Source organism: Pseudomonas sp. B21-028 (genome assembly GCF_024749045.1).
Classification (GTDB): Bacteria; Pseudomonadota; Gammaproteobacteria; order Pseudomonadales; family Pseudomonadaceae; genus Aquipseudomonas.
The window spans coordinates 3366236-3382214 of the sequence record NZ_CP087184.1; the positions used below are offsets into that span (position 1 = coordinate 3366236).

Here is a 15979-nt window from a genome sequence, read left to right on the forward strand (position 1 = left end):
GCTCCTCAAATGAAGATGCCACGTGTCAGGCCGCCATCGATGCCGATGGACTCGCCCGTCACGGCGCCGGCCTTGGGCGATGCCAGGAAGCCGATCAGCCAGCCCATTTCTATGGGCGCCAGGGTGCGTCGGATCGGCGTTGCGTCGATGTAGCCCTGCTCGACCTGCCCCGGCGTCTTGCCCTGCTTGATCCCTTCGCGCTCGTACAGCTCCTGGATGTGCGGGGTGTCCACCACACCGGGGTGGATCAGGTTGACGGTGATGCCGGCTGGGCCGAGTTGGTCGGAGAGCGTCTTGGTCATGTGGGCGATGGCCAGGTTGCGCATCCCCGAGAGGACCTTGCTGCCACGACCGGTCAGGCCGCCGATGTTGATGATGCGACCGAAGCCGCCCGCCTTCATGTGCGGGGTCACGGCCTTGGCGCACCGGAAATAGCCGATGACCTTGGTGTTGAGGTCCGAAAGCAGCTCGTCGTCGCCCGCATGTTCGATGTCATTGCGCACCACGCCGGACGGCGCCGCGGCACCGTTGACCAGGATGTCGATACGGCCGAAGTGCTTGTGGGCGGCGTTCACCATGTCGGACACGGCCGACATCTGGTTGGTGTCACAGAACAGCGGCAGCACTTCGTTGCCGGTCTCAGCGGTGATTTCCTCGGCAGCTTGTTCGAGGTATTCCATGCGCCGCGCGCAGATCACCACCTTGCAACCTTCCTGGGACAGAAAGCGTGCGACTTCCTTGCCGATGCCCATGCCACCACCGGTGACGATGGCCACGCGGCCTTGTAATTCCAGATCCATAGCAGTTCCTCTTGTGATTGTTCGGCTCAGGCGAGATCGACGAAGACACTTTTGGTTTCGGTGTAGGCATCGATCACGTTCTTACTCATTTCCCGTCCCCATCCGGACTGTTTGTAGCCACCGAATGGCGAGGCCGGGTCGACGACGTTCCAGCAGTTGATCCACACCGAACCGGCCTTCAGTTGCGCGGCGACGCGGTGGGCGGAGCGCAAGTCCCGGGTCCAGAGACCGGCCGCCAGGCCGTAGGGTGAGTCGTTGGCCCGCAGGACCAGCTCATCGATCTCGGTCCAGCTCATGACGGTCAGCACTGGGCCGAAGATTTCCTCACGGGCGACGCAGGCCCGCTCGGCGCGGTCAAGGAACACGCTGGGCTGGATGAAGTGGCCGCGCTCCAAGTGGGCCGGACGGTCGCCGCCGCAGATCAGCTCAGCGCCTTCTTCCTGGCCCCGTTGCAGATAACCACGGACCGAGCCCAATTGGCGGGCCGACACCAGCGGCCCCATGCTGCTGGCCGGATCCAGCCCAGGGCCCAATACATGGGCGGCGGCGTGGCGCTGGAGTTCTTCCAGGACCTGGTCGAGGACGCTGGCGTGCACATACAGACGCGAACCGGCGGTGCAGACCTGTCCCTGGTTGTAGAAAATCCCATCGGCGGCGCCCTTGGCGGCACGCACGATATCGGCGTCCGGCAAGATAATATTCGGCGACTTGCCCCCCAGTTCCAGGGAGACTTTTTTCATGTTTCCGGTGGCTGCTTGAGCGATCAGCCGGCCGACCTGGGTCGAACCGGTAAAGGCGATCTTGTCCACGTCCGGGTGCCCGGCCAACGGCGCGCCGGTATGGGCGCCAAGCCCGGTGATCAGGTTGACCACTCCGGCCGGGAAGCCTGCGGCTTCGATCAACTGCACCAGGCGAATCGCAACCAGGGGCGTCTGTTCAGCCGGTTTCAGCACCGCGACGCAACCGGTCGCCAGCACCGGGCCGAGCTTCCACACGCACATGGTCAACGGGAAGTTCCACGGCACAATCAGTGCGCAGACGCCCACGGGCTCACGCACGGTGTAATTGAGCATCGGTGCGCCGCTGGCGGGCGACACCGGATGCGTACTGCCCTCGATCTTGGTCGGCCAACCGGCAAAATAGCGAATGATGTTGGCGGCGCTGGCCGCTTCACCGCGGGCATTGGCAATCGGCTTGCCGTTCTCCAGCGTGATCAACTGGGCCAGCTCCTCGCGGTGCTGATCCAGCAATTCCGCCAGGCGGAACAGCAACAGGCCGCGCTGGGCCGGCGAATGCTGCGCCCACGGCCCGGTGAAGGCTGCGCGGGCCGCCGCGACGGCTGCGTCGACATCCCGCTCGCCCCCTTCCGCGACTTCAGCCACGCTGCTTTCGCTCGCCGGGTTCTCCACGGCAAACCGGCGACCGCTGGCGGCGTCCTGCCAGGTGCCGCCAATGAACAGGCGGCCGGGTTGCGACAGGAACTTCTCGACGGCAGGCAACAATTGGATCTGGCTCATATCCCCTCCTTCACAGCGCCATTTCAATCAGGCAAGGACCGCCATCGGCGGCAGCGTTGGCCAAGGCGCGTTGCAATTCGGCATTGGTGTGCACTGTGCTCGCCGCCAGGCCGTAGCCCTTGGCCAGGGCCTTCCAATCGATACGAGGACGGTCGAGCACGGTCAGGCTCAGCGCTTCGGGGCCGAGGTCGGTCACGCCAAACCGGCGCAATTCGTTCTGCAGGATCGCGTAGCGATGGTTGGCGGCGATCAGGATCACCACCGGCAATTGTTCCCGGGCGATGCTCCACAAGGTTTGAATGGTGTACTGGGCACTGCCGTCCGATTGCAGGCAGAACACCCGGTTGCCCCGCTCGGCCAGCGCCGCGCCGAACCCCACCGGAATGCCCTGGCCGATGGCGCCGCCCGTATTGGTCAACACCCGATGTCGCGCGGCACGGGCCGACGCGGTGAAAAACGGGTAGCCGCAGGTGCCACCCTCTACCGAGACAATGCAGTCGTCCGGCAGCGAAGCGGCCAACACCTGGCCTATCGACTGTGGGGTCAATTCGGCGTTGGCGGGCGGCAACTCGACACCCATCGGCGTCGGCACGAAAGCCGGTGCTTCCAGAGCGTCGGCCAACGCGGTAAGCGCACCGGCCACGTCATCCCCGACGTCTGCCAGGTAGAGCAGGCGATCGCGTTCTGCCAGGCGAGAAGGAATACCTTCGTAGCCGAAGTAACTGATCGGCTCTGGAATGCCGGCACACACCACCGCGTCGTACTGGTCCAGGACGCCAATGGCCACTTCGGGGAAATAGGGCAAGCGGTCCAGGTCCGGCAGGCCACCGCCGCGATAGCTCAAACGCGGGAAGGTTTCGGCGAACAAGTGCACACCGGGCAGCTGTGCCAGGCGCCCCGCCGCTTCAAGACCGGCGACCGACAAGCCCTGGTCGCCGACGATGAACACCAGGCGCTGGCCATTGCGCAGTGCCTGGGCGATGGCTTCGATCCGGTCACCGGCAAACCGCCGAACCGGCGCGTGCAAGGTGGTGAAGGCAGTTTCCCGTGCCACTTCGTTGGCTTGCAGATCCATCGGCAGGATCAGGCTGGCGATCTGGCCCTTGGCTTGCCAGGCGGACCGCACGGCCTCCTGCAGATCCTCGCCGATGCCAGAGGCCGTGCGCGATGTACGCACCCAGCCGGAGACGCTCCCGGCCAATGCCTGGATATCGCTCGCCAGCGGTGGATCGTAGTTGACGTGCCATGAAGCGTGATCGCCGATGACATTGACGATCGGAGTGTTGGCGCGACGGGCGTTGTGCAGGTTGGCAATGCCGTTGGCAAAGCCAGGCCCCAGGTGCGTCAGGGTCATCGCCGGCTTGCCGGCAATCCGGCCGTAACCGTCCGCGGCGCCGGTGCACACACCTTCGAACAGGGACAGGACCGGCTTGAGGGCCGGCGCGCTGGCCATGGCGGCCACCAGGGGAATTTCGGTCGTTCCGGGGTTGGCGAAGCAGTACTCGATACCGCTCGCCACCGCCGCCTTCACTATCAATTGCGCGCCATTCATTTCCAGCCCTCTTGTTCGAGCGTTTGCAATGGCTGAGATTTATCACACATCAAAACCAACATAACAAGCATTTTATTTTCATAAAGCTCGTATATTGAGATTTGTGACGGCTTATAAGCCCTGCAAACTGATAAATCCGCTTGCATTTCTCAAGCCCTGGAGTAACGTGGCAGCGCATCCGTCAGCCGGTGAGCAGGCTTTCCATCCCAGGCGCGTCTACCTATAGTGCTCACCGAACGGCCAGCCACGCGCCCTTTCCCCTTAGGAGCCAAATGAGCAGTCTGAGTAAAATGTTGAGTGTCCTGGACCTGTTCGGCCCGCAACGGTTGAAGATCGATCCCGACACCATCGCCGAGCACATGGGCCTCTCGCGGGCGACCGTGTACCGCTACGTCAAGGACCTGTGCGACGCCGGTCTGCTGAGCCGGGTGGATGCCGGCAGCTACGGCCTCGGGCCACGGATCATCGAGCTGGACTGGATGATGCGGCAGTACGACCCGATCCTCGTGGCCGGTCGCGAGCTGATGCACGAGCTGTCGGAAGAAACCGGCCTGGCGGTGTTCGCCAGCGTTTTCTACGACGGACACATCATCAACACCTACATCGCCGAGCCCACCGACACTTACCAATTTGCATTCGGCCGCGGGCAACCGCTGCCGTTTTTCCGCGGTGCGCAGTCCAAGGTCCTGATCGCCTTCCAGAAGAGCCGGCGCCTGCAACGCCTGTACGACGAGCACATGGCCAACGACCCGGACAACCCCTACGACTGGGCGAGCTTTTCCAAGGCGGCAAAAAAGATCCGCAAGGACGGTTACTGCCTGACCCACGACGAACTCAACGAGGGACTGACCGGTATCGCGGCGCCGATCTTCAATCCGGGGATCGACGAGGTGGTGGGCAGCCTTTCCGCGGTCGGCAGCACCCAGAGCTTCAAGCTGCTGCGCCAGGAAACGGTGGTTGAGATGGTGATGGAGACCACCCGGCGCATTGCTGAAAAAATGCACAACCCACCCGCCCCCCTCCAGGACTAGAGCCTGACGCTGCGGCGCACTCCATGGCCGCAGCCCATGCTCAGAACGGAACGGCCACGCTCACCTGGCTGTACAGGTTGGTGCCATTGCCTGTGGCTTGATTGCCGCCTGTGGTCGAGTCCCGGTCCGGTTTGTAGAGACCTACGAGCGGGGTGATGATCAGGTGCGGGTTGACGGCCCACTCGGCATAGAAGTCCAGCTCCCGGGCATCGAGGTTCAACGCATTGCTTTTGCGCACCGTGTTGAAATCGAAGAACAACGCGCCGAGGGTCAGGTTTTCCAATGGCGTGGCCTTCAGGCCGATGTGATGGATGGCGGTGTTGCTGTTGAATGGCCCGGCGTAGTTGCCGGCCACCTCGCCCTGGAACCAGGTCCCGTAGCCGGTGCTCTGACCGGTAAACAGCGAGTCCCATTTTTGCGAGTAGCGCGAGTAGCGGTACGTCAGTTTCGGTGACCAGGTCACGTCGGCAAAGGTGTATCCGGCCTCGGCGTACCAGGCTTTCTCGGGACCGGCGTCCTTGTCTTGCCAGGCGTATTCAAACGCCAGGCTGGCGTTCTCGATCCCTGCGTCACCCTCGCCACGGATGCTGTAGACATTCATGCCTTTGCGTTGCTTCTGGAAATCACTGGCCCAGCGGTCACTCACGTCAATGCCATGGACCCAGGTCAGCCCCAAGGTTCCGGCCTTGGCGGTGTAGTCCAGGGTACCGGCGGCCAGTTCGGTTTCGGCCTGGGCGCGGTTGTCGGACTTGAGCCACGCCACACTGCCATGCACACCGTCCTGCCCGCCCAGGCGCACCACGGCGGTTTGGTCGAAAGCGTGCCGGGCCGCCAGGTAATAGGCGCCACCACGGTTCAGGCGGCCATCGGCGGGTCCCTTGCCCAGGTTCGGCCCGTCGTCGTTGATCAGGAAGCCCCTGCCCAGCTTGACCACCTGGCGTCCGCCGGAGATGTCGACGCCGTCCTGGCCCAACAGCGGGAACAGATCGGCGGAACGCCAGCCCAGGTAAGCGTCTTCGATTTTCGTGGTCCGTTCGGTTCCCAGGCTGTTCCCCGCCGCGTCACCGTCGCCCCAGGTCGCGGAACTGACCAGGCTGAATGCGCCGTAGGCGGTGCCACGGCCGGCCAAGGCCTGGTCGCCACTCACGCCATACTTGATGAAACCTTCCCGCCAGGTAGACCCGCCCGACGTGCCGTCGTAGTTCTTGCGGCTGTTGAAATGGCCGAACACCGCCAGCACGTCGGCGTTGAGGTGACTGTCTGCGTCGGCGTACAACTCATAGGCCTGGGCCGGGCCCACGGTGCAGAACGCCAACGTGCAGGCGAGGCCGCTGCTGAAAAACTCGATACGCGATGGATACCGCATGGCTGAAGCTCCTTGTGGTGCGCCTTTCAAAGGCTGTCTTGATTATTCGTGAAGCCGGCGCAGCAGGCTGCGCCGGCTTACGCGGTCAGCGGCAGGTGGCCAGGGCGTTATCGAGGGCCTGGACGATCACCCCGGCCTCTTCGGACGTGAGGGTCAGGGGCGGTGACAGGACGATCTTGTTGCCGATCGGGCGCACCAGCACGCCGCCACGGCGGGCTTCATCGGCAATCCGCGTGGCGAGGCCGGTCGCCGGATCGAGGGGCTCGCGAGTGGCCTTGTCCGTCACCAGGTCCAGGGCGATCATCAGGCCCTTGCCACGCACTTCGCCGACCACCGCGTAGCGTTCGGCCAGCGGCTGCAAGTGCTCCAGCAACCGGGTACCGATTTTCCCGGCGTTGCCCGGCAGATCCTCGGCCTCGACAATATCCAGCACCGCCAGGGCTGCGGCACACGCGGTCGGGTGCCCGCTGTAGGTGTAGCCGTGCATGATCACACTGCTGAACCCCGGCCCGTTCTCGATGGCATCGGCGATCCGCTGGTTGAACACCGTGGCGCCCATCGGGATGTAACCGGCGGTGATGCCCTTGGCCAGGCACAGGACGTCCGGCGCGACGTCCCAGCCACGACTGCCCAACATGCAGCCCGTGCGGCCGAACCCCGTCACCACTTCATCGGCGATCAACAGGATGCCGTGGCGGTCGCAGACCTCGCGCAATCTCTTCCAGTAGTTCGCCGGCGGTACGATGACGCCACCCGCCCCCTGCACCGGTTCGGCGATCAGCGCAGCGATGGTTTGCGCCCCCAACAGTGCGATCTGGTCTTCCAACTGACGGATGCAGTGGGCGGTCAGTTCTTCCGGATCGCGGCAATCCCAGGGGTTGCGATACAGCCATGGCGTATCGAGCAAATGGCAGCCCGCGAGCAATTGCCCGTGGTTGTAGTGATAGACACCGTTACCGCCCACCGAGGTACCGCCCATGTGCACGCCGTGGTAGCCGTTGCGCAATGACAGGAAGCGGGTACGCCCCGGCTCGCCGCTGGCGATCCAGTACTGGCGGGCCATTTTCAATGCGGTCTCCACCGCGTCCGAACCGCCAGCGCTGAACAGCACGCGGGCCATGTTTTCCTGGGCAAACATCGAGATCAGCCGCTCGGCCAGGTCGAACACCCGTGGATGGGCGATACCGTCGAACGTCTGGTAATACGCCAGTTCGTCCAGCTGCGCGGCAATGGCCGCTTTCACCGACGCCCGATTGTGGCCCACGTTGACGTTCCACAAACCGCCGACGCCGTCGAGCATGCGCTGGCCGTCGATGTCGGTGATGTAGTTGCCGTCACCCTTGGCGATGATCAGGGTTTTCGAACGCTGGGCCGGTGCCGCGGAACTCATCGGGTGCCAGAACTTCTTCTGCGCTGTCTTGTATTTCTCGTACATGATTCAAGTCCTCACTCAGTTTCACGGGTGCGTACAAACAGCAGTTGCTGGCCGGTGAACTCCAGCAACCCTTCAAGGCCGAACTCGACGCCGAATCCGGACATCTTGCTGCCACCAAAAGGCGTATTCGGCTGGATCTGCGCGTGGCAGTTGACCCAGGCCACACCGCTTTCCAGGCGACTGCCCAAGGCTTGGGCCTGGGCGAGATCGCTGCCCCACACCGAGCCCCCCAAGCCCATGTCGCTGGCATTGGCGCGGCGCAGCACGTCCTCGACGTCCTGATAGGCAATCAGCGGCAGCACCGGACCGAACTGTTCTTCGTCGACCAGGCGGTGCCCGTCCGTGACATCGGCCACCAGGGTCGGCGGATAGAAAAAACCCGGCCGGTCCAGCCGCGCACCGCCGCACAACACCCGGCCGCCATGGGCACGGGCATCGGCCACCAGCGCCTCGACCAGCTCCAGTTGTTCGAGGTTCTGTACCGGTCCGAAGGTGACCCCGGGCTCCAGGCCGTCACCCACCACCTGACGCGCAGCGATCCGCACCAGCGCGTCGGCCAAGGCCTCGTACTGGGATTCGTGGATGTACAGGCGCTTGAGGGCGGCACAGGTCTGGCCCATGTTCAGGAAGGCCGCCTGGAAAATGTCCTCGGCCACGGCTTCCACCGAGGTGCCGGGCAACACGATGGCGGCGTCATTGCCCCCCAACTCCAGCGTCAGGCGCTTGAGGTTGCTCGCGGCGCCACGCATCACGCTCTGGCCGGTGGCGGTCGAGCCGGTGAAGACGATCTTGTGGATGCCGGCATGGGAGGTGATCGCGCTGCCGAAACCCTGCTCTCCGGTCACGACGTTGATCACCCCCTTGGGCACATGGCGGGCGATGATGTGCACCAGGCTCAGGGTGCTCAAGGGCGTGAGGCTGGACGGTTTGCTGATCACGCAATTGCCGGCCCGCAGCGCCGGCATGATGTGCCAGATGGCGATCATGAACGGCCAGTTCCAAGGCGTGATCGACGCCACCACCCCCAACGGCTTGCGGTGCAGCTCGATACGCTGGGTCGGGGTTTCTTCCACCTGTTCCACCGGGATCTGCTGTTCGGCGGTGTATCGCGTCCAGGCAACCGCCCCCATGACTTCGAAAAACGCCAGAGCCAGCGGCTTGCCCTGCTCCTGAACAATCAACCGGGCCAACGCCTCGGCTTGCGCTTCGATGTCCGCGGCGATGCCCAGCAAGCGTTCCCGTCGGTCTTCGTGGGTGCTGTGGCGCCACTCGCTGAAAGCCGCCTGCGCCGCGTCGACCGCCAGGTCCAACTGGGCCAGGGAGCCGGCGGGGCATCGGGCGAAGGCGCTGCCGGTGGCCGGGTTGATGACATCGAAGTCACCCTTTTCACCGCTGACCGCAACCCCGTTGATGAGCATTTGATAATCGTGCATCAGTACCTCCCTTTCACGCGCGGACGGGCCGTCCCGTACCACGCGGACCGGTATTTTTCGTGAGAATTGAACAGTGCCGCGTGAGGCCACTAAAGCTTGTGGCTACCCAGCGCCATGAACCGCTCGGGGGAAATCCTGCGCAGCCGGGCCGCCAGGCACACACCGACGATCAGCGCGACCGGGATGATGGCGCAGAGGGTGTAGGACAGCAGCGTGCTGGCCCCGGTCAGCACATCGAAATGAATCACGGCGAGCGCCAGGACCATCAGTAAAGCCAGGCAGGAAAACACCGGCAGGATCCGCCCGCGCCAGACGCCGAGCTTCAGTTCCGGGTGGCGCCGGAAGTAGACCACCACCGCCGCCGAGGTCAGCGCCATCAGCAGGATCACGCACAACGTCGCCAGGTTGGAGAACCAAGCGAACAACTGAAGGATCGGGTCGGCATCCAGCGCGGCGAAAATCAGCACCACCACGGCGGCAATCAGGCTTTGCAGCGCCGAGCCCATGTGCGGGCTCTGGTGGACGCGGTGAGTCGTGCCCAATTGGCGATGCAGCAGCCCGTCACGGCCGATGGCGTAGAAATAGCGGGCCGCGGCGTTGTGGAACGCCAACAGCCCGGCGTAGATGCTGACCATGAACAGGATGCGGATGACCTGGGTCAGGTGCGGACCGACAAAATGATCGGACATGCCATAGATGAACGTGGTCGGGTCCTGCAATGCCTGCAACGTCGGGACGATCTTGTCCGCCCCCACGCCCACTACCATGGCCCACACCGACAAGGCATAGAACCCGCCGATCAACAGCACCGAGCTGTAGGTGGCAATCGGAATGGTGCGGTGCGGATCGCGGGCTTCTTCACCATAAATGGTGGTGGCTTCGAAGCCGATGAAAGCGGCGAAACAGAACAGCAGGCCAATGGACGGCGTGCCGCTGAACACATGGCTGCGGTCGAACGAATCGAGATTGATGCCGCTGTCACCGCCGGTCCTGAGGATGGCGAAATCCAGGATCAGGATGGCCAGGTACTCGGCGATGACCACCACCGAGAGCACCCGCGCAGAGAGGTCAATCTTGCGATAGCCGAGAATCGCCACGCTCGCCATGGCCAGCAGCGAATAGCACCACCACGGCAAGTCGAGGTTGAAGACGCTGGCCATCGTGCCGCTGACGACGCCGCCGAACATGCCGTACAGACCGACCTGAAGGATGTTGTAGGCGAACATTGCCAACACCCCCGCCGCGCCGCCCGCCAGGCCGCCCAGGCCACGGGAAGTAAAGGCGTAGAAGCCGCCCGCGTTGGTCATATGTCGGGACATGGCGGTGTATCCCGCCGAGAACGCCAGCAATACCAGCAGGGCCAGGATCAACAGGGCCGGCGTACCGGCACCGTTTCCCAGCATGATGCCGATGGGGAAGCCTCCGGCGATGACGCTCAGTGGGCTTGCCGCCGATATCACGAAGAAAATGATGAAGCCGACGCCCAGGGCGCCTCGCTTCAACTCTGTCGAGTTGCTGACCGGAAAAGATACGCTCATTTTTTTAACCTTATTGTATGAGGCCGCTGTTGCAGATCGGGGCACGCCAGACTCACCGCTGCGCACAGGCTTGTTGTGTGTTGCCGGATTCGATCCTATGCCCTCGCCAAAACCGTTCGCTATCCCAAATCGGCAGCATCGGGAGCCACGCCCCAAAGTGGGGCGCCCGCGATGTCCGGCACCCGGCAGTGGCTGCCGATTCGGGCTAACGGCGCGGACATTGCGTCCGGCAAGATGACCTCGCCCGCCCTTGAACCAAGTCCGGGCACCCCACAATAACAATCAGGTGGGACGCGCCTTTCCAACGCCAACCCAGGCCTTGGCTGCGTGCGGTCTGAAGCCTCCAGCAGGAAGTCCCGGCATGTTCTTCGCGCGTCTCAGTATTCAGTGGCGGATCACACTCTTGAGTGGGCTGTCTCTCCTGGCCGTCGTCGGCGCATTGACCGGCGCTTCCCTTTACCAGAACCAGCAAAGTGCAAAGTTGTTGAAGCACCAGAGCAGTCTGCTGCTGGGCCAGTCAGCCCTGGAACGCCTGCAGGCCCAGGCCCTCGCCCACGGCCAGCGGGTTGAGCGTTTTTTCAACGAAACAGCGTTGTATGGGGAAGGATTCAGCCAAGAGGTTCTTCAACTGCGGGCCCAGACCCTGGATGGACGATTGACCGCCACACAATTGCGCCAGGCGTTGATCGGCGCCACCCGCCAGGCCCTGCTCAAGCGTGAAAAAATCCTCGGGCTGTACGTCGTGTTGTTGCCCGACGCACTGGCCGGGGACGATGCCGGTTTCTCCGGCCAGCGAAACCTGGCCGGAAACGAAAGAGGTCGCTTTGCCTTGTATTGGTCGCAAAGCCAGCCGGGGCAACTGGTCCAGGAAGTGCTCAGCGAAGCCCAGATCGTTGCCAACAATGCCCCGCCGGGCAGCGAACCGGGGAACGCCTGGTACTTCTGCCCACAGACCGAGCGGCGCACCTGCGTGACGGAACCCTACGAGGTCGAAGTCGAGGGCCGGAAAACCCTCATGAGCAGTATTTCGGTGCCGCTGATGGACAAGGGACAGGCCATCGGCGTCGTGGGCATGGACATCAGCCTCGACACCCTGCAGAAACTCGCCGCCACCTTGGCCGATGACTTGTATCCAGGCCATAGCGAAATCAGCATCCTGTCCCCATCGGGCCAGCTTGCCGGCCACAGCGGCAGCGTGTCGGACACCTCCGTCGACGTGCACCAGAGCGTGCAGACCGTCGCGAACGGCGCCCCCTGGCAGTTGCAGATACGCGTTCCCGAGGCGCTGGTGCAGGCGCCAGCGTTGCAGATGCAAGCCCAGTTGGATGAAAGGCAGCAATACGCCAACTGGGTCAATCTCGGCCTGGGCCTGCTGGCCGGCGGGCTGGGCTTGTCACTCATCTGGCTGACCGCCTACGGCGTGACCCGCCCGCTGCTGAGCGTCGCCGAGATGCTCAACGCCATCGTCGAAGGCGACGGCGACCTCACCCGGCGCCTGCCCGACGACCGCAGCGACGAGCTGGGCCAACTGGCCAATGGGTTCAACCGCTTCCTCGCCAAGCTGCAACCCATCATTCGCGATATCCAGCAAGCCTCCCAAGACACCCGCAACACCGCCGACACGTCCTCGCAAGTGGCCCAGGAAGTGAGCACGGGCATGTCCAAGCAGTACCGGGATGTCGAACTGGCGGCGACCGCCCTGCATGAGATGAGCGCCAGCGCCCAGGAAGTCGCCCGTCACTCCCATCAGGCAGCGGATGCCGCCACTCGCGCCGAAAGTGCCAGCCGGTCAGGCCAGGCATTGTTTGCCAATGCCGTGAGCAGCATCGGCACCCTTGACCAAAGCCTCGAAACCACCCTCGGCCAAGTACAGACCCTGGCCGACAACAGCCAGCAGATCAATCAGGTGCTGGACGTGATCTGCGCCATCGCCCAGCAGACCAACCTGCTGGCTCTCAATGCGGCGATTGAAGCGGCCAGGGCCGGCGAACAGGGACGCGGCTTTGCAGTGGTGGCGGACGAAGTCCGACATTTGGCCAGCAATACCCAGAACTCCGTCGAACACATCCGCAGGGTGATCGAAGCGTTGCAACAGCTTAGCCAGGAGGTGGTGCACAACACTCAGCTCAGCCGTGAACTGGCCAGGGGCAGCGTGGTTCAGGTCGAACAGACCCAGGTGGCGCTGCAACATATCAGCGATGCCGTGGAAGTGATCGAACAAATGAACCAGCAGATCGCCAGCGCGGCCCTGGAACAAAGCTCCGTGGTCGAAGACATCAGCCATCGCGTCAGCGATATCCGCACGATCAGCGAAACATTGACCAGCCGGATGCAGGACGCGTCGCAAGCCAGCCTCCAGCTCTATGAGATGGCGAACCATCAGCAGCAACGGGTGGGGCACTTCCGCACCTGAGCGGTAATCGCTAGAGCCGAAACAGCTGCCCCATGGCCTGGCCCAGCAGGGCCACCGCTTCATCGGCTTCGCCGCTGCGCGAGCGCATGAACACCACCTCGTGCTCGGGAATGACCGGCAGGCCCGCGAGTATCTGCATCTTCTCCGTCACACGGGCGCGATCGATCAGGCTGATCGCCAACCCGGCCTCGACGCACGCCTTGACGGCCTGGTTGGACGGACTTTCCAACACGATGCGCACCTTGTGGCCGCTGTGCCGGAGCGATTCGAGCATGGCTTGTCGATAAGGGCATTGCGCCGCGTGCACGGCCAGGGGGAGCGGTTGCGATGAAGCCAGCATCCTGTTGATCGGCCCGACCCAGACGGGCGCGGTCGGTACCAGAATTTGCCCCTGCGCGTCGGGCGGTCCCTTTGGCAAGGTGACGACTGCCGCCTGGAGTTTTCCACGCTCCACCAAGTCCCGTAGCGCATAACTGGGGGCGGTCTTGAGCTCCAGCACCACGTTCGGCCAAGCCGCGACGAACGTCGGCAGAATGTCGCGGATGACATGGTTGGCGTACTCGTCCGGCACCCCCAGGCTGATGCGCCCCGCCAGACGGTTGCCCTGCAGATCGGCCAGCACCCGGTCATGGGCGCTCAGCAGTTCCGTGGTCGACGTGAGCAGGCGCTTGCCCAGCGCCGTCAACGAAACCGATTGATTGTCGCGGTTGAGCAGGCGCCCCCCGGCGACCGCTTCCAGCCGCTGTATGTGCACACTCACCGCCGCCGGGCTCTTATGCAGGTGTTCGGCCGCGGCGCTGAATTTGCCGATACGCGCGACGGCGTGGAATGTACGAATCAGCTCGATATCGAGTACGGCCGCCATGATTCACCTTTTATGAAGGACTGCTGCAATACATTTTGATTTATCAGATTACGCCGTTTTTGTAGCGTGGCGTCATGAAAGCAATCCCATGCCCTGCCTCACCCCGTTCAGCCTGGTACTGGATGATTCCGCTGCCCTTACTGGAAGCCGCGTTGATCGTGACGTGGAGTTCCGGTTTTGTCGGGGCGCGCTTTTCCATCGATTACGCTCCTGCGTTGCTGGTGGTGTTCTGGCGCTGCGTCGTGATCACCCTGGTACTGTTTCCCTTCGTTGCTCAGCAGTTACGACGGGCACCGGCGGCAGTGCTGCTGAAGAACGCCGGCATCGGGCTGCTGGCCATGGGGGGCTATCTCGCCGGTATCACCCAAGGTATTGCCCTGGGCGTGCCGGCTGGCCTCGCCGCGCTGTTCGCCGACCTGCTGCCGATGGGTCTGGCGCTGCTGGCTGCCTGCGTGCTCGGACAGCGACTGGCCTGGCAGGTCTGGGCAGGCCTGATCATCGGCCTGTCCGGCGCGGCGCTGGCCACTCATGGCGCGCTCACCTGGGGACACGCGCCAGGGTGGGCCTACGCCCTGCCCTTGTTGGGCATGCTTTCTCTGGCTGTCGCGACCCTGTGGCAAAAGTATCTGCCGGCGTCCGAATCCCTGGGCCTGATGCCCAATCTTTGGCTGCAATGCTGCGTTTCGGGGGTGGTATTCGCTCTTCTTGAAGGCCTATCGGGTAGCCTGGCTCCAATACCCAGCACCGGCTTCGTCCTTAGCGTGCTCTGGACGGTGGCCTTGTCCACGATGGGCGGCTACGGGCTTTACTGGCTCTGTCTGCGCCGCGCAACCGCCACCCGCGTCGCCAGCATCCTTTACCTCAGTCCGCCAGTCACGATGCTTTGGGCCTGGGCCATGTTCAACGAACCGCTGTCATGGCCGATGGCATTGGGGATGCTGGTGTCTGGAGCGGGTATCTGGATGGTCGTTCGCGTCGAGGCCCGGCAAGCCTAATGCCAGTCAGTTAAGCCACAACCTGTGGGAGTAAAGCTTGCTCGCGATTGCGGTAAGTCAGTCAGCAACAATGTTGACGGGTCTGTCGCTATCGCGAGCAAGCTTTGCTCCCACAGGTTTTGCGCCGTTTGCGCCTCAACTGACTGGCATTGGGGCAAGCCCGGCAGCCGGCGACTTAACGAGCGGCCGTGACGACGTTGGAGATCCGGTTGAAAAACGGCTCCAGGCGCTCCCGCGGCGCGTCGTGTTCCACCACCAGGGCGGCAACTTCGTCACAGCCGGCCACCTGATAATGCGCGACGCTGGAGAGTTTTTCGTTGGTCACCGCCACGACCACCTGGCCGCTCGCCGCCACCACCGCGCGCTTGAACTCGGCGTCGTCCAGGCCGAAGGCCGTGATGCCGTTATCCGGGTCGATGGCGCAAGCGCCGAGAAAGCACAGATCGAAACTGAACTGCCGTAGCTGCTGTGCCGCGGCCAGCCCGATTGCGCCACCCGCAACAGGGTTCAAGCGTCCGCCCAACACAATGACCTCGGCGCGAGGCAACTTCATCAGTTGCACGGCAATCAGCGGCGAGTTGGTCGTGACGGTGAACTGGAGTTGGGGATCAATGGCGCAGGCAATCGCCAGATTGGTGGATCCGGCATCGATGAAGACGTGCTGCCCGGTACTCAGCAACGCGGCGGCGGTCTGGCCGAGACTGTTCTTGCGCGTAGCGTCCTGCCTGACGCGAACATCTATCGGCCGTTCAGCCGCGGGTAGCAGGATCGCGCCGCCGTAGACGCGTTTGCATAAGCCTGCCGCCGCCAACGCGCCCAGGTCGCGTCGGATCGAGTGCTCGGAGACATTCAGTTCACTGGCCAGATCGGCCGCAATCACACGGCCATAGCGTGCAAGGCGTTCACTGATCAATTGTTGGCGTTCGCCGGGGAATACGTCGTTCGATGAACCCATGGGTTTATAACCTGCATAAACGAGCATCAATGCTCATGATCGAGCAAGCATGCCGCGTATGCGCAGGATCGTCAAACCG

12 protein-coding genes are annotated in these 15979 nt (G+C 63.5%); 3 read left to right on the plus strand and 9 right to left on the minus strand.

All coding sequences use genetic code 11. The features are described from left to right. Positions 1-5: 5 nt before the first annotated feature. From LOY35_RS14650 to LOY35_RS14660, 3 genes are read right to left on the minus strand one after another with little or no spacing between them, the layout of a single operon-like run. Complete coding sequence (locus LOY35_RS14650) at positions 6-800, minus strand: SDR family NAD(P)-dependent oxidoreductase (RefSeq protein WP_258623992.1); 795 nt, start codon at positions 798-800, stop codon at positions 6-8. Between the two features lie 26 nt (positions 801-826). Further along, positions 827-2317 (minus strand): aldehyde dehydrogenase family protein, encoded by a 1491-nt coding sequence (locus tag LOY35_RS14655; RefSeq protein ID WP_258624023.1) that lies wholly within the window; start codon positions 2315-2317, stop codon positions 827-829. A 10-nt stretch (positions 2318-2327) separates the two neighbouring features. Continuing rightward, positions 2328-3869, minus strand: coding sequence for an acetolactate synthase large subunit (locus tag LOY35_RS14660; RefSeq protein WP_258624033.1), 1542 nt, complete (start codon positions 3867-3869; stop codon positions 2328-2330). Positions 3870-4141: 272 nt separating this feature from the next. On the opposite strand from LOY35_RS14660, the gene LOY35_RS14665 reads away from it, so the two are divergent. Further along, on the plus strand, positions 4142-4900 hold the full coding sequence (locus tag LOY35_RS14665) for an IclR family transcriptional regulator (protein ID WP_258624036.1): 759 nt from the start codon (positions 4142-4144) through the stop codon (positions 4898-4900). A gap of 40 nt (positions 4901-4940) precedes the next feature. On the opposite strand, the gene LOY35_RS14670 is transcribed toward LOY35_RS14665, so the two are convergent. The 4 genes from LOY35_RS14670 to LOY35_RS14685 form a co-directional block, all read right to left on the minus strand. Next, on the minus strand, positions 4941-6266 hold the full coding sequence (locus tag LOY35_RS14670) for an alginate export family protein (RefSeq protein ID WP_258624038.1): 1326 nt from the start codon (positions 6264-6266) through the stop codon (positions 4941-4943). Between the two features lie 85 nt (positions 6267-6351). Continuing rightward, positions 6352-7701, minus strand: coding sequence for an aminotransferase class III-fold pyridoxal phosphate-dependent enzyme (locus LOY35_RS14675; protein ID WP_258624042.1), 1350 nt, complete (start codon positions 7699-7701; stop codon positions 6352-6354). Between the two features lie 11 nt (positions 7702-7712). Continuing rightward, positions 7713-9134 (minus strand): aldehyde dehydrogenase family protein, encoded by a 1422-nt coding sequence (locus tag LOY35_RS14680; protein ID WP_258624045.1) that lies wholly within the window; start codon positions 9132-9134, stop codon positions 7713-7715. Between the two features lie 89 nt (positions 9135-9223). Further along, the gene (locus LOY35_RS14685) at positions 9224-10672 is read right to left on the minus strand and encodes an APC family permease (protein ID WP_258624048.1); all 1449 of its coding nucleotides are present in this window, start codon (positions 10670-10672) and stop codon (positions 9224-9226) included. 361 nt (positions 10673-11033) lie between these two features. On the opposite strand from LOY35_RS14685, the gene LOY35_RS14690 reads away from it, so the two are divergent. Further along, positions 11034-13085 carry a methyl-accepting chemotaxis protein gene (locus tag LOY35_RS14690; RefSeq protein ID WP_258624051.1) on the plus strand — a complete coding sequence of 684 codons (2052 nt, stop codon included), beginning with the start codon at positions 11034-11036 and terminating at the stop codon, positions 13083-13085. A 10-nt stretch (positions 13086-13095) separates the two neighbouring features. On the opposite strand, the gene LOY35_RS14695 is transcribed toward LOY35_RS14690, so the two are convergent. Beyond that, complete coding sequence (locus LOY35_RS14695; RefSeq protein WP_258624064.1) at positions 13096-13950, minus strand: LysR family transcriptional regulator; 855 nt, start codon at positions 13948-13950, stop codon at positions 13096-13098. A 74-nt stretch (positions 13951-14024) separates the two neighbouring features. Here LOY35_RS14695 and LOY35_RS14700 point away from each other — a divergent pair, with 74 nt between their 5' ends. Further along, on the plus strand, positions 14025-14945 hold the full coding sequence (locus LOY35_RS14700; RefSeq protein ID WP_258624067.1) for a DMT family transporter: 921 nt from the start codon (positions 14025-14027) through the stop codon (positions 14943-14945). Between the two features lie 175 nt (positions 14946-15120). On the opposite strand, the gene LOY35_RS14705 is transcribed toward LOY35_RS14700, so the two are convergent. Beyond that, on the minus strand, positions 15121-15900 hold the full coding sequence (locus LOY35_RS14705; protein WP_258624069.1) for a DeoR/GlpR family DNA-binding transcription regulator: 780 nt from the start codon (positions 15898-15900) through the stop codon (positions 15121-15123). Positions 15901-15979: the final 79 nt, after the last annotated feature.

Excerpts from the sequence above, each read along its gene's own strand:
- LOY35_RS14665 (WP_258624036.1), top strand. The coding sequence starts at position 4,142 with ATGAGCAGTCTGAGTAAAATGTTGAGTGTCCTGGACCTGTTCGGCCCG.
- LOY35_RS14685 (WP_258624048.1), bottom strand. The coding sequence starts at position 10,672 with ATGAGCGTATCTTTTCCGGTCAGCAACTCGACAGAGTTGAAGCGAGGC.
- LOY35_RS14670 (WP_258624038.1), bottom strand. The coding sequence starts at position 6,266 with ATGCGGTATCCATCGCGTATCGAGTTTTTCAGCAGCGGCCTCGCCTGC.
- LOY35_RS14690 (WP_258624051.1), top strand. The coding sequence starts at position 11,034 with ATGTTCTTCGCGCGTCTCAGTATTCAGTGGCGGATCACACTCTTGAGT.
- LOY35_RS14705 (WP_258624069.1), bottom strand. The coding sequence starts at position 15,900 with ATGGGTTCATCGAACGACGTATTCCCCGGCGAACGCCAACAATTGATC.
- LOY35_RS14655 (WP_258624023.1), bottom strand. The coding sequence starts at position 2,317 with ATGAGCCAGATCCAATTGTTGCCTGCCGTCGAGAAGTTCCTGTCGCAA.
- LOY35_RS14700 (WP_258624067.1), top strand. The coding sequence starts at position 14,025 with ATGAAAGCAATCCCATGCCCTGCCTCACCCCGTTCAGCCTGGTACTGG.
- LOY35_RS14680 (WP_258624045.1), bottom strand. The coding sequence starts at position 9,134 with ATGCACGATTATCAAATGCTCATCAACGGGGTTGCGGTCAGCGGTGAA.
- LOY35_RS14675 (WP_258624042.1), bottom strand. The coding sequence starts at position 7,701 with ATGTACGAGAAATACAAGACAGCGCAGAAGAAGTTCTGGCACCCGATG.
- LOY35_RS14660 (WP_258624033.1), bottom strand. The coding sequence starts at position 3,869 with ATGAATGGCGCGCAATTGATAGTGAAGGCGGCGGTGGCGAGCGGTATC.
- LOY35_RS14650 (WP_258623992.1), bottom strand. The coding sequence starts at position 800 with ATGGATCTGGAATTACAAGGCCGCGTGGCCATCGTCACCGGTGGTGGC.
- LOY35_RS14695 (WP_258624064.1), bottom strand. The coding sequence starts at position 13,950 with ATGGCGGCCGTACTCGATATCGAGCTGATTCGTACATTCCACGCCGTC.